Origin of the sequence: Acinetobacter pittii (genome assembly GCF_034064985.1) — a bacterium.
In the GTDB taxonomy this organism is placed as follows: domain Bacteria; phylum Pseudomonadota; class Gammaproteobacteria; order Pseudomonadales; family Moraxellaceae; genus Acinetobacter; species Acinetobacter pittii_H.
Genome location: NZ_CP139249.1, coordinates 388,937 through 402,512 on the forward strand (window position 1 = coordinate 388,937; position 13,576 = coordinate 402,512).

The window sequence follows — 13,576 nt, forward strand, 5'->3', positions numbered from 1 at the left end:
ATTGCTGTGGCTTTTAAATTTACAGTTCGTATTAGAACAATACACGAACGCGAATTGTACCTTCAACTTCATGCAACATATCTAAAGCTTCGTGAGAAGCAGAAGCGTCAACGTCCATGACGAGGTAACCGATGTCGCCTTTAGTCATAAGTGACTGACCAGAAATGTTGATGCCTTGTTCAGCAAACAAGTTGTTGATTTTAGACAATACACCTGGCACGTTTTTGTGGATGTGCAATAAACGGTGTTGACCAGCTGTCAATGGTAATGCGATTTCCGGGAAGTTAACCGCAGAAAGTGTCATACCTTTGTCAGAGTAAGCAACAAATTTCTCTGCAACTTCTAAACCAATGTTTGCTTGCGCTTCCATGGTTGAACCACCAACGTGAGGAGTTAAAATCACGTTGTCTAAGCCGCGAAGTGGAGACTGGAATTCTTCACCATTTGCTTTTGGTTCTTTCGGGAATACGTCAACCGCTGCACCAGCAATATGACCAGATTTGATTGCATCAGCTAAATCTTCAATCACTACACATGTACCACGTGCAGCATTTAAGAAAATCGCGCCTTCTTTCATTTTCGCAAATTGTTCTTTAGTGAAGAAGTTACGTGTAGACGGAACATCTGGCACATGCAACGTTACAACATCTGCAGTTGCTAAAAGTTCATCTAAAGAACCAACTTGGCGAGCATTACCCATTGGTAATTTGGTTACTGCATCATAATAAATAACATGCATACCCATGCTTTCAGCAAGAACTGAAAGTTGAGAACCGATAGAACCGTAACCCACAATACCTAAAGTTTTGCCACGAGTTTCAAAAGAACCGACAGCAGACTTGTCCCAACCACCACGATGACAAGCCGCCGATTTTTCAGGAACACGGCGAAGAAGAAGAATCGTTTCAGCAAGTACAAGCTCTGCAACCGAACGCGTATTTGAATACGGTGCGTTGAATACAGGAATACCACGTGCCATTGCTGCTTTAAGATCAACTTGGTTTGTTCCGATACAGAAACAACCTACTGCGATCAATTTATTTGCAGCTTCGAAAACTTCTTCAGTCAATTGGGTACGCGAACGAATACCAATAAAGTGAGCATCTTTAATTGCTTCTTTAAGCGCTTCGCCTTCAAGAGCAGTTTTACGATAGTCAATATTGGTGTAACCCGCAGCGTTTAAAGTATCGACTGCGTTTTGGTGAACGCCTTCTAACAAAAGGAAACGGATTTTATCTTTAGGTAGTGAAAGATGTTGGCTCATTACGGCTCCGCTACAAAGGCCAAATTTGGTGGCGGTATAATAACATACTGGGCAGCGCTATAGATATTTCGTTTATACCATCGCCTTATGGCAATTTTATCTATGTCTAATCACTTCTGTTTATGGCTTGTCGAGCATTTTAAAATATGCTTGGTAGGGGGATAAATGTGATTTTTCTCTGAAAGCCCCATAGAAAGCATTTATTTACGTTAAACATGTTTTGTAGTGACAGTATCTCTATTCTGAACTTTATCGCTTGCGCGGATACATGTAGAATATAGGAGTTCCTTGAACATTATGGCTTTGCTCAGGTGAGAACCTTGAGAATTATGAGGTCATAGTCCCACCACAGTTTACTTCTTGCTAGGTCTGCAAACGATGAATGCTCCAGTCGCTTTAACACCTGAGTTACTCACCCAATTAACAGCAATCGTCGGTGAAAACCGTATTAAAACTGATGCTGATAGTCTCGAAAACTGGGGTAAAGATCATACCAAGCATTTTAATCCGAACCCATCGGTCATCGTTTTTCCGTCAACGACAGAACAAGTTCAGGCAGTTGTAAAGCTTGCGAACCAGTTTAATGTTGCGATTACACCGTCAGGTGGTCGTACTGGTCTCTCTGCTGGTGCGGTAGCAACCAATGGTGAAATTGTCATTAGCATGGACAAAATGAACCAAATTCTTGAGTTCTTCCCGGCAGATCGTATGGTTCGAGTGCAAGCTGGTGTTGTGACTGAGCAATTGCAAAATTATGCAGAAGAACAAGGTATGTATTATCCAGTGGACTTTGCATCCGCAGGTTCTAGCCAGATTGGCGGTAATATTGGTACCAATGCTGGTGGTATTAAAGTTATTAAATATGGCATGACACGTAACTGGGTACTTGGTTTAACTGTAGTGACTGGTAAAGGTGACATCCTGCGTTTAAACAAAGGCATGGTTAAAAATGCAACTGGTTATGCATTACAGCATTTGTTTATTGGTGGTGAGGGTACATTAGGTTTAGTGACCGAAGCAGAAATTAAACTTGAGCGTCAACCACAAAACTTACAAGTTTTAGTTTTAGGTGTTCCAGACTTCGATGCAGTAATGCCTGTGTTACATGCTTTCCAAAAAGACATCGACTTAACTGCATTTGAGTTCTTTGGTGAACTTGCAATGCAAAAAGTTTTAGACCACGGGCATGTACAACGTCCATTTGAAACTCAATGCCCATTCTATGTATTACTTGAGTTTGAAGCGCCATATGAGCCGATTCTCGATAAAGCAATGGAAATCTTCGAGCATTGTATGGAGCAGGGTTGGGTACTTGATGGTGTAATGAGCCAGAGCCTTGACCAAGTAGAAAGTTTATGGCGTTTACGCGAAGATATTTCTGAATCAATCGCGCCGTTCACTCCATATAAAAACGATATTTCAGTATTAATTACTCATGTACCTGCATTTATTCGTGAGATTGATGCGATTGTTCAAGAGAACTATCCTGACTTTGAAATTTGCTGGTTCGGTCATATCGGTGACGGTAACTTACACTTAAATATTTTAAAACCTGAAAACTTAACCAAAGATGAGTTTTTTGCGAAGTGTCAGGTGGTGAATAAATATGTGTTTGATACCGTGAAAAAATACGATGGTTCAATTTCTGCTGAGCATGGCGTAGGTATGACTAAAAAGCCATATTTGGAATATTCACGTTCACCTGAAGAAATTGAATATATGAAAGCTTTGAAAAAAGTATTTGACCCAAATGGCATTATGAATCCGGGTAAATTATTTGATCTTTAAATTAGATCTATTTTGTAGGACTACATAGTTTCTACAGAGTAACCGACAAAGCCATAGCATCATAAAGCTATGGCTTTTGTTTTTTGGTGATAAAAATGCAACGTTTATTTTTAATTTCAGCGCTCTGTGCTGGACTTTTCACTGGGTGTGCGACGACCAGTAAATTAATCCCTTTTGTGGGTTCTGAAACCCCGATGCAACAAGTACTTAAAGCCCAGCCTGAGATCGTAAAAGAGCATAACAATACCTCAGTTCAGCAAGTATTTAATCGAGTGGAATCTCCAACAGTTTCCCGTATTACCGTTATCCAAACAGGTTTAATGGATGATTCTGTTTCTGCAATCCGAACAGAATATTCATTTAAGCTAGTTGATGAAAAGTGGCAATTGCAAAATAAGCAAAAGAGCTATCAATGCGCGAGAGGGAAAGGCTCTAGAGGTTTTCAAACCCAGCTTTGCTCTTAAAAATAAAAAAAGACGATAAATATATCGTCTTTTTTTATAGTCTAAATTATACGCCGCTTTCTAAAATTTTAATTTTGACGTCAACTACATCATCTTTAACGGCTTCATGATGCGCTTGCATATGCGGTGTAGCTAAATGCGCTTCAAGATGAGTAACACTTTCCCATTTTTCTAGCATGACAATCATGTCAGGCTCTTTAGTTTGGAAGCTCGCATTTGATTTGTGATCAACTAAAGGCTCATAACCATGACAACCATCTTCTGCTAAAACAGTTGGAATGATTTTTTGAAATGCATCCAATACGTTCTGGCGATGCTGTCCACCCGATTTAGTACGAATTTCCGCAATAATGGTTAGCATGGATTTCTCCTTATTAGGCTGCTGCAAATACAGTATTTAAGTGTGCTTTATATTCTTCAACATAACTATCAACGTCAGGCATTTTAATTACGTCATTTACGATAAATGTCGGAAGGGTGCTCATGCCTAAGAACTGATTGGCTTTATGAAATGGTAAATAAACACCATCTACACCTACGCCGTGGAAGAATTGATCTGCATCTTCAAATGCTTCCATTGGAGCATTCCAAGTCAATGACAGCATATATTTTTTGTCATGAATTAAACCACCTGAACCATATTTTTTTGAGGCATCAGAACGGCTACGCCCATCACTTGCATAAAGTGAACCATGACCAGTGGTAAAGACATCATCAATGTATTTTTTGACTGTCCAAGGTGCGCCCATCCACCAGCCTGGCATTTGATAAATAACAACATCTGCCCATAAGTATTTTTCAACTTCACTTTCAGCGTCATAATTGCTGTCTGCACGGGTGACTTGAACTTCGTGGCCGAGTTCCGTGAGGTGTGTGGTTGCTAGGGTGGTTAATGTGTCATTTAATTCACCGTTTGAGTGGGCAAATTGTTTAGCACCATTAATCACTAAAATCTTACTCATGGAGGTTGCTCTCATTAAATTCCTGTATTTGACGCATACTCTATGAGATTTACTGTTGTAGAAAAATGCATGAATAGGAAAAATATTGTTGATAAAAAATCAATAATTATTATTGGATTTCTATTTAAAATTAATCTATCTCATTAATATCAATAAATTTATAGCTCTTTACAAAGCTCAAAAGGAAAAAGTGGCCTATTATCTTTAGCATTAATTTTGAGTAAATAGAGGGGAAGAGTGATGAAAAAGAATGGTTTGTTGATTATTTTCAGCTTAAGCATATTAACAGCTTGTGCTCCACCTCAAAATTCTTCTGCTCAACTTGCTGATAGTCCTATACAGGCTGTATTACTCGATCAACCAGATCTTTTAAATGATGCAAGCAATTTAGATATTTCACAGCAAATGAATGCTTCGGATGATCCTTCCAATGCTCAAGTTACTATTTTGCAAACAGAGCCTAGTCCAGATGCGGTGTCGAAAACACGTACTGAATATTTATTAAAACGAGATCAGCAAATCTGGAAAATTGTGAATAAAAAGCAAAGCTATCAATGTACAAAAGGAGAGGAAACTACAGATTTTCAAGTTAATCCTTGCCCATAATGCTTAATTTTTTATCGAATATGTGGATAACTTTAAGTTTGTGCACAACCATAATTTGCATGCCCTTTTGTGCAAAAAACTAAAATTTAAGCTTCTTGAAATTGCATGATTGCTGATCAATTTAAAAAGTGCTATTGTTGCGCTCGGCAATTGTGCCAATTGGTAAAAATTACCGAATCTCACGTCATATATTTTTTCTCGTTTTAGACACCTCGTGAATACGGTGTTTCACACTCTAAACATGCACTCTCACGGCATATAACAACTTAACTAAAGATTGATTGACCATACATGTCATCGTCATGACTACATTATTTATTTCAATATGTAGCTACTGAGACATTTTGGCCGCTATTTTGAAGTGTACAACTCATGAAAAATATTCAAACGACAACGTTGAACCGTACAACGTTGATGTTTCCTTTGGCCTTAGTGCTATTTGAATTTGCGGTTTATATTGGTAATGACCTGATTCAGCCAGCCATGTTGGCAATTACTGAAGATTTTGGTGTAAGTGCAACTTGGGCACCCTCTTCAATGTCATTTTATTTATTAGGCGGTGCTACAGTTGCATGGTTACTTGGTCCTTTGTCGGACCGTCTCGGACGTAAAAAAGTACTATTAGCTGGAGTTTTATTCTTTGCTCTATGCTGTTTTTTAATTTTACTGACGACACAAATCGAGCAATTTCTAGCTTTAAGATTTTTGCAGGGAATTGGCTTAACCGTCATTTCAGCAGTCGGTTATGCTGCTATTCAAGAGAGCTTTGCTGAGCGTGATGCAATTAAAGTTATGGCACTCATGGCGAATATCTCGTTACTTGCCCCATTGTTGGGGCCTGTACTTGGAGCCTTTTTAATTGATTATGTGTCTTGGCATTGGGGCTTTGTCGCCATCGCTGTATTAGCATTACTCAGTTGGATCGGGTTGAAAAAACAGATGCCAAGCCAGCAATTCAGTGTAACCAAGCAACCTTTTAGTTATCTTTTTGATGATTTTAAGAAGGTGTTTACCAACCGCCGTTTTTTAGGTTTAAGCCTCGCATTACCTTTAGTGGGTATGCCTTTAATGCTCTGGATTGCTTTATCTCCAATCATTTTAGTAGATGAGTTAAAGCTCACCAGTGTGCAATATGGCTTAGCTCAATTCCCTGTATTTTTGGGTTTGATTGTAGGTAACATCGTTTTAATTAAAATTATCGATCGTCTGGCTTTAGGTAGAACGGTCATGATGGGTTTGCCTATTATGCTGATTGGGACACTCATTTTAGTATTAGGTGTGGTGTGGCAAACCTATCTCATACCTTGTTTGCTTACAGGGATGACGCTCATCTGTTTTGGTGAGGGAATTAGCTTTTCAGTCTTATATCGCTTTGCACTCATGTCATCTGAGGTATCAAAAGGAACTGTTGCAGCAGCAGTTTCGATGTTACTGATGATGAGCTTCTTTGCAATGATTGAACTTGTACGTTATCTCTATACACAATTTCATTTATGGGCTTTTGCATTATCTGCATTTACTTTTATTGCTCTTTGGTTTAGCCAACCGCGAATTGCTCTAAAGCAGGAAATGCAAGAAAGAAAGCTCGAAGGAAATGATTAAATTAAAAATACCGGAATCAATATTCCGGTATTTTTTTAGTTTTACATCATTTCTTGTTCTAAAAGCTTGCCTTTAAGCGTTAAAAGTTCAGGCAAAGTTTCTAACAATAAAGTGATTTGTTTCAAGACTAATATATATTTTTCGGAAAGGTGTTCATGTGCAGTTATGCTTTGAATTTCTTGTAAGGTTTGTTCAATAAGCTTCGGGTCGGGAAGTGACTGCTCAAGAACACTCTGGCTTATAATTTGCTGGCAGCATAACAATAATTGCAAAATCTGCTCATCATCAATTTTTTGACGCTGACTTCCTAACGCTGCTACGTAACTCAGTTGGCTGTGGCTATAAACCAGATAACGAAAAGCATAATGGATGAGTTGAGGGTCAGGGTTTGGTTCGGCACTTAGGCTCGAGATCATGTTGGATAGCTCGATTTGAGCATTATGTGCAGCACGACGAATTCGGCGGTACTCTATATCCTGATTTTTTCCATATTGATATTGTTCAACAATCACATTGAAATAATCTAAGGTGGCTTTGCTACTTTTCTTAATATTGTTTGGAATATTACGGAAGTTCCAATCAGGCCAAATGAAGTTTACGGCAAGCCATGCAATCAAACAGCCTAATAAGGTATCAATTAGGCGAGGTAAAATAATACTGTAACCTGCACCTTTTAAGTTGAAAATGAGCAATACCATTAAGGTTGCCATCAGTGTTGCTAGGGCATATTTCTTCTGGCGTAAGTAGAAAAAGCTAACTCCACAAATAATGGTAAGAATGAGCTGACCTTCAATACTAGGAACAAAATATAAAATGGGAATACCCAATAAAACGCCGAGTAAAGTCCCAATCGTTCTAAGCTTTAAACGACTTTTGGTTGCAAAGTAAGTAATTTGGCAAACAAATAAACTGGTGAGCAAAATCCAGTAACCATGTTGGGCAAAAGGTAAGAGGGAAATGGCATAACCTGCGGCAAATACAACCGCAATTCGTACTGCATGTCTAAATAGCGCCGATTGTGGCGTCAGTTGTTGCCGAAGTTTTAAGATAAGATCTGAAAATCCTTGAATATCGTCATCAAGTAAATTTAAGTGTTCTTGTCTTGTTTGAGTGCTATTTTCAGGAATAGGTTGGGCATATTGCAGTTGTTCAAACTGTTCATGCATTCCTTTTAAATTATCAAAAATAAGTTTTAAATTTTTAACTTCAAAATTTTGTGGATGTTGTTGTATCCAATCTTTTAAAGAACTTTCCAAATGTCCTAATACTTTCTGACTTTCTTGCGAAGGCTGATATGGCTGGTTATATAAAATACATTGAGCTAAGTCTTGGCATGCTTGTGCTTGTAGACGCAGGTTTTTTTGGAAACGGAAAATAAGATCACTACGGCTGAAATTCTGTTGAATATGTTCGTAATGTAAATAATTTGAAGTGGCTTGCTCGTGAATATCTCGTGCGAAAAAATATAGGTTCAGCCAATAGATGCTTTTATTACTGACTCTGGAGGCTTTGAGTCGAGTAAGTAGTGAACTGCGTATTTGATTGAGGCTTTGAGCAACTTGCGTATTTTGTAGAGATAATTCATATAAAAGCTGTTCAACATTCTCTTTATTGTCCGGATCAAACAAACGAGCTTTTGCTTGTAGTAGAACAGAAATTTCTTTAAAAATTTGTGAGAGCTTATCTTGTAAGGGAAGTGTCGGTTTAATAATAAAAAATAAAATAGAAGTTAAACCGTACCACAGAGCACCATAAACAAAATAGGTAGGTTGTTGATACCAATATGTATATTCGCTTAAACCGAACATACTATAAATAGAGAGCAGAATCGTGCCAAAAGAAATCGTGGCATAACGTTGCCCTAAGGCGCCTAGTAATATGAAAAAAGCGCTTGAGATAGAGAGATATAAAATAAAGAAAATTTTGTAAGGAGCTAAAAAGCCAAGAATACTACTGACTGTAAAAAACAGCAGGCAAACATAAACCAAGTTGCGTAATCGAATACTTAAACGATCATCAAAGTCTGTTAATGCTGCTGCAATTGCACCTAAGGTCACGGGAACAATAAGTTGATTATAGCCCAGCCACAGCAAACCTAAAGTTGTGCCAGTGAGTACAATCAGAATTTGCAGGCAATAAATTAAAATAGAGTTTGTCTTAAAGCTATTAAATATTTGGGTCAGATAATTCACGGCTTTTGTTCTAAATTAGAGAATACGTGAGAACGCAGTATGTAACTTTAAATTTTTATTACTTCAAAAATATTATTCTTTTTATCTACAAAAGTCAGTCATTTTTTAAGATTTTATTAGACTTAAACCAAGCTGTAACGATCAATAAATTAACAAAATTATGGATATCTTTTTAGATACCCACAATTTGAAAAATATATAAATTATTTAATTACACCACATGCAATTCGTGCTCCGCCACCGCCAAGAGGTTGAGGTGAGTCTGAGTAATTGTCACCACCCGCATGGATCATAATAGCTCGACCTTGAATATCAGCAAGTTTTAATCGAGGTGCGATTACGGCTGTTGTTGCAACACCTGTGTTATCGACAACTAAAACAGGTAGATCACCGAGATGGCCTGTAGTTGGTGTACCATGATGAGGTGCTTGGTTCGGGTTATAGTGACTACCAGCAGCTAAAGCAGCGCCAGGTTTTCCATCTTTTACAGCAGGTGCACAAGAACCATTTTCATGAATATGGAAACCACGAGTACCACTTGGTAAGTCAGCAAGAGCAGGGGTAATAATTAAACCTTTGTCGCTATCTTGAAAGCTAACCGTACCTATTTTTTTACCAATACCGTTAGCGGTTACTTCATTTACATCAACCACTTTTTTTGTATGCATTGTGGTTAATGCTTGAGCTGTGTCAGATACAGTTTTTGTTACCGAACTACAGCCAACCGTAAAAAGAGCCGTAAGCGCGCAGACTGCGCCAATTTTATTAAACATCTGCATGATTGGATGTCCTTATAAATATGTATGATCGTTTGATTCAAACAAACACAGGGTTAACCTACAAGTTAATTTAAATAGTTAATTTGTATCTAGAAACATTTTTAAATTAAATAAATAAATCACTCTTTATCTGTTGAAGATTCATGATCAGAATCATAAATCATGGTGGTTTTTGGCATAGGTTCTGGTTCAATCGTTTCATGTAACCATTCACGCCAAATTGCTAGCAAAATAGCCAAAATTACAGGACCAATAAATAGACCGACTAAACCGAAACTCGCAATACCACCTAATACGCCAAACATAATTAATAAGAATGGAATTTTGGTGGCACCAGAAATCACAAGTGGACGAATGACATTATCTGAACTGCTGACAATGACTACGCCCCAAACAACCACGCCAATTGCTTCCATGGTTTGTCCTTGAGAGAACAACCATAAGCCAACGCCTAAATAAGAAATTGGAGTACCAAATGGAATTAAAGCCAATAAGAAAGTAGCAATAGTAAGTACCATAGGGTTCGGTACACCCGCGACGAAGTAACTTAAACCAGCTAAAACAGCTTGAGCAATTGCAGTTAAACCCACACCATATACGACTGCACGGGTTGTCTCAGAAATCGTATCAAGATAATGATGAATACGAGGACCAATCACCATTTCTAAAGCTTTACTCACCTGAGATAAAATCAGTTGCCCATCACGATAGAAGAAAAATAGGCTAAATACCGCAAAGCCAAGTTTGACAATATTTTTACTAATTTCACCGAGAAGCACACGACCATAACTTAAATGGCTTTGTACCCAAGCTGCGATATTTTGAATCGTGCTATTAGGATCATTATTTAATTCATTGAGTGTGCGGGAAATTTCTTTTCCTATAAAAGGAAGATCCCGAATAAAATCAGGAACGCTTAAATGGCCCGAAAAAACCTGACGTTGTAAATCAAAATATAAGTTACGCCCCTCATGCTGCAAAATAAAAATAGCGCACGTAAAAGGAACACCCACAACCAAAATGACCAGACTAATCATGAGTGTTGCATTTAAAGTATTACGGCTTTCTCCAAAAAAACGTTGAATTCTTAAATAAATAGGCCAAGTCATATAAGCGATGATGGCAGCCCAAAGCACAGGAACAATAAAATATTTCAGGATATTAAATCCCAAAAAAATTAAAATAAAAAACAGCCCAAACAATAAAACGCGCTGTAAATTAGGAGCGTATGGATGCACGAACAATATTTCTCTAATTTTCTACATAGAATAAAGTCATCTTAACTGAAAAATAACCTGAGGCAAATTTTAGGGCCCTAATGTAAAGAACCTTATACATTCAGTTTCAGTACTAAAATTTCTTTAAAACCACTCTGCTTTATCTTCAATTAACTTGTTTAGAACAGGTTGCCATTGATTTTGAATCGTAATAAAGTTTTTTTGTGGCTTATCAAAAATGCTTAAGCCTTGCATTGCTAAGCTACCATATGCAGTGCGTTCAGCAATCCATGCAACAGGCTCCTGTTCAATTTTTTCAAAAAACTGTTGAATATCTTTTGAGCTGGCACTGTTTGGTTTTACGCGATTTGCAAGAAGTAAAATCTGAACTTTGCCTTTACGAATACGCTTAATATCTTGTAAGTGCTTCAAAAAGCGACGAGTACTGTCTATATCAAAAAATGAAGGCTGAAGTGGAGTAATAATGGCATGAGCTTCACTAATGAGCTGTTCAGCATGCTCACCTGAAAGAGCACCTGGCGCGTCAATAATTAAATAATCCAGATTTTTAGGCGCGTCACCAATTGATTTTTCATGACGCCAGTCGAGGCTTTGAATTGTTGCGACCGTGTTGGGCCGCTGTTTTAACCACTGTAAAGCCGATTTTTGATTATCTGAATCTGCTAATGCTACTTTATATCCTTTTTGTGCCAATGCTGTTGCCAACGTAATGGCTGTCATGGTTTTTCCGCATCCGCCCTTTTGATTTGCAATAAGTATCGTTTTCATAAATCCAGTTATTTTCAGCAGCACATTTGTTTATGTTTTATACCTTAGCATCTTTTTGTGTGAAGGAGATGACCACATTTGACAAAAGTTTAAGCTGTTTCGTTATTTTAGATATGATTAGATCTGTAATCTTAATTCGCGCTTTTTAAGGAAAATTTATGTCTGTATGGCTTGCCATGCTTATTGGTGCTGGTATTGGCATCATTATCACTACTCTTATTTTATCAAATACACGTAATGGACGAATTAAGGCGGAATATGAGCAATATATTGCTGAACTTGAACTAGAGCATCAACAAGCGCTTACTCAAGCACAAAAGAGAAGTGTAAATACAAGTCGTGCGGTATTGAAAGGAAAAATGGCAGAACAATTTGCTCCGATTTTGCCTGAATTTCAGTATTTACCAAGCGATGCAAAATTCATGGGCGATCCGGTGGACTATATTATTTTTGATAGATATACCGATTTTCGTGATGGCGATGGTACGGCAGAAGACATCAATATTATTTTGCTCGATGTAAAAAGTGGTGGAGCTAGACTTACGAAAGGTCAACAGGCAATTGCTCAAGCTGTTCAACAAGGCAAGGTTCGTTTTGAAACTTTGAGAATAGATTTCGAAGATTAACAAGCTGTTTATTCAGCACAAAAATAGACGAAATTGATCTGTATTGTTACTAAATTTCGATATTTTTTTCATCGCTTAAAGCTATTATAAATTGAAGATCTATTCACTTTGATCTAGCAATATTTGAGGTGTAACACGATGAAAAAACAACGTTTGATGATGGGCTTACTCGCCGCGATTGGTATGAGTTCAACATTTGCATCGACCTCAAGTGAATATAATATTGCCAATGGTTTGAGCCCGATAGAAAAAGATCAATCTATTTCTGTATTACAACCTTTTCAAGGCAATTTCAGAATCTTGGGTTCAAAAGTTTATCAAAATGATGAACAAGCTAAATTTTCTCCTATTGACTATGCCGTAAGTTGGGGATTGTTTGCACAGCCTGAAATCGCACGTCATATTTCAGTGAAACAATATGACCGTTATTTAAACTGGAAAATTCCTAAATTACCTGTTCCAGCAGAGCAAGCAATGCAAATGGTGTCTAACATGCACATCATTCCTGCAAATCCTGAAATTGCTCAGCAGATTAATCAGGTTAAACGTGGTGATTTAGTTTATCTAAAGGGTGACCTTGTCGAGATTAAGGACAAAAATTTAGTCTGGAAATCTTCACTTACGCCGACTGATACGGGTGATGGTGCATGTGAGTTATTCCGCGTTCAGGCAATTCATTGGGTTGAAAAGCAAAATATATAATTTGAAAAAAGCCTTCATAAGTTTGAAGGCTTTTTTATAGGCACTAATTTGCTTATTTCTGTTGCGATGCTTTCCAATATTTTAATTGATTTTGCGCTTGTAAATAGTCGGCAAGATCATTGATCTGTTCATCTTTATTGGCTTGCTTATCACTCAAGTGTTTTTCTTGGTTTTCCCAATATTGATAAAATAGACCCTGAATGTAACGGCCTTGCTCAGTTTTTAGATCTAAATCTTTTAACATGGTTAGAGCAGAGCGCACATTATCGAGAGTACGCTGTTGCTCAAACTCTGTAGTGAGGGTTCCAGCTTCATGCATTTTTGCTAATTCACTTTCCATCTCGTCACTCATTTCTGTAAAGCGACGGTCATAATCCTCTAACAGCGCAATATCGTGTGCATCATCAGCAGTGGCAGGGAAGGTCTTAACAGGTCTTTCATTCAGTTTTTCTAAAACCTGATCGGTAGATGAGGTGCTAGAAGGTTGCTCCGTCTTAGCAGGCTCATCCGCTTTTTTACAAGCAGTCAGAAATAGGCTAGAGCAAAGCAAAGACATTAATATGATTTGAGGTGTTTTCTTCATAA

The 13,576-nt window shown here is 37.8% G+C and carries 14 protein-coding genes; 6 read left to right on the plus strand and 8 right to left on the minus strand.

What is annotated here, in order from left to right; all coding sequences use genetic code 11:
• Positions 1 to 31: 31 nt before the first annotated feature.
• A complete protein-coding gene (serA, locus tag SOI76_RS01815) occupies positions 32 to 1,264 on the minus strand; it encodes a phosphoglycerate dehydrogenase (protein WP_004705258.1) in 1,233 nt (410 codons plus the stop codon).
• A gap of 378 nt (positions 1,265 to 1,642) precedes the next feature.
• Here serA and SOI76_RS01820 point away from each other — a divergent pair, with 378 nt between their 5' ends.
• Both SOI76_RS01820 and SOI76_RS01825 read left to right on the plus strand, forming a co-directional pair.
• Positions 1,643 to 3,052 (plus strand): FAD-binding oxidoreductase, encoded by a 1,410-nt coding sequence (locus tag SOI76_RS01820; protein WP_104079760.1) that lies wholly within the window; start codon positions 1,643 to 1,645, stop codon positions 3,050 to 3,052.
• A gap of 95 nt (positions 3,053 to 3,147) precedes the next feature.
• Positions 3,148 to 3,516 (plus strand): hypothetical protein, encoded by a 369-nt coding sequence (locus tag SOI76_RS01825; protein WP_017400479.1) that lies wholly within the window; start codon positions 3,148 to 3,150, stop codon positions 3,514 to 3,516.
• 46 nt (positions 3,517 to 3,562) lie between these two features.
• On the opposite strand, the gene SOI76_RS01830 is transcribed toward SOI76_RS01825, so the two are convergent.
• Both SOI76_RS01830 and mdaB read right to left on the minus strand, forming a co-directional pair.
• Complete coding sequence (locus tag SOI76_RS01830) at positions 3,563 to 3,877, minus strand: putative quinol monooxygenase (RefSeq protein WP_104079761.1); 315 nt, start codon at positions 3,875 to 3,877, stop codon at positions 3,563 to 3,565.
• Positions 3,878 to 3,890: 13 nt separating this feature from the next.
• Positions 3,891 to 4,478 carry an NAD(P)H-dependent oxidoreductase gene (gene mdaB / locus SOI76_RS01835; protein ID WP_014207799.1) on the minus strand — a complete coding sequence of 196 codons (588 nt, stop codon included), beginning with the start codon at positions 4,476 to 4,478 and terminating at the stop codon, positions 3,891 to 3,893.
• A 237-nt stretch (positions 4,479 to 4,715) separates the two neighbouring features.
• On the opposite strand from mdaB, the gene SOI76_RS01840 reads away from it, so the two are divergent.
• The gene (locus tag SOI76_RS01840) at positions 4,716 to 5,084 is read left to right on the plus strand and encodes a hypothetical protein (RefSeq protein WP_014207798.1); all 369 of its coding nucleotides are present in this window, start codon (positions 4,716 to 4,718) and stop codon (positions 5,082 to 5,084) included.
• 372 nt (positions 5,085 to 5,456) lie between these two features.
• Positions 5,457 to 6,686 carry an MFS transporter gene (gene cmr, locus SOI76_RS01845; protein WP_104079762.1) on the plus strand — a complete coding sequence of 410 codons (1,230 nt, stop codon included), beginning with the start codon at positions 5,457 to 5,459 and terminating at the stop codon, positions 6,684 to 6,686.
• Positions 6,687 to 6,727: 41 nt separating this feature from the next.
• On the opposite strand, the gene yccS is transcribed toward cmr, so the two are convergent.
• The 4 genes from yccS to parA form a co-directional block, all read right to left on the minus strand.
• Entirely contained in the window at positions 6,728 to 8,878 is a 2,151-nt protein-coding gene (yccS, locus tag SOI76_RS01850; protein WP_104079763.1) for a YccS family putative transporter, read from the minus strand.
• Positions 8,879 to 9,081: 203 nt separating this feature from the next.
• Positions 9,082 to 9,651 (minus strand): superoxide dismutase family protein, encoded by a 570-nt coding sequence (gene sodC, locus SOI76_RS01855; RefSeq protein WP_079284299.1) that lies wholly within the window; start codon positions 9,649 to 9,651, stop codon positions 9,082 to 9,084.
• 125 nt (positions 9,652 to 9,776) lie between these two features.
• Positions 9,777 to 10,895 (minus strand): AI-2E family transporter, encoded by a 1,119-nt coding sequence (locus SOI76_RS01860; RefSeq protein WP_104079764.1) that lies wholly within the window; start codon positions 10,893 to 10,895, stop codon positions 9,777 to 9,779.
• 123 nt (positions 10,896 to 11,018) lie between these two features.
• Positions 11,019 to 11,663, minus strand: a complete 645-nt coding sequence (gene parA / locus SOI76_RS01865; RefSeq protein WP_104079765.1) for a ParA family protein — start codon at positions 11,661 to 11,663, stop codon at positions 11,019 to 11,021.
• A gap of 158 nt (positions 11,664 to 11,821) precedes the next feature.
• Between parA and SOI76_RS01870 the strand changes: the two genes are divergently transcribed.
• Complete coding sequence (locus SOI76_RS01870; protein WP_104079766.1) at positions 11,822 to 12,289, plus strand: Holliday junction resolvase-like protein; 468 nt, start codon at positions 11,822 to 11,824, stop codon at positions 12,287 to 12,289.
• A 138-nt stretch (positions 12,290 to 12,427) separates the two neighbouring features.
• Positions 12,428 to 12,991, plus strand: a complete 564-nt coding sequence (locus SOI76_RS01875; protein ID WP_104079767.1) for a hypothetical protein — start codon at positions 12,428 to 12,430, stop codon at positions 12,989 to 12,991.
• Positions 12,992 to 13,043: 52 nt separating this feature from the next.
• Here the strand turns inward: SOI76_RS01875 and SOI76_RS01880 are convergent, their stop codons facing one another.
• Complete coding sequence (locus SOI76_RS01880; protein ID WP_104079768.1) at positions 13,044 to 13,574, minus strand: hypothetical protein; 531 nt, start codon at positions 13,572 to 13,574, stop codon at positions 13,044 to 13,046.
• Positions 13,575 to 13,576 lie beyond the last annotated feature (2 nt).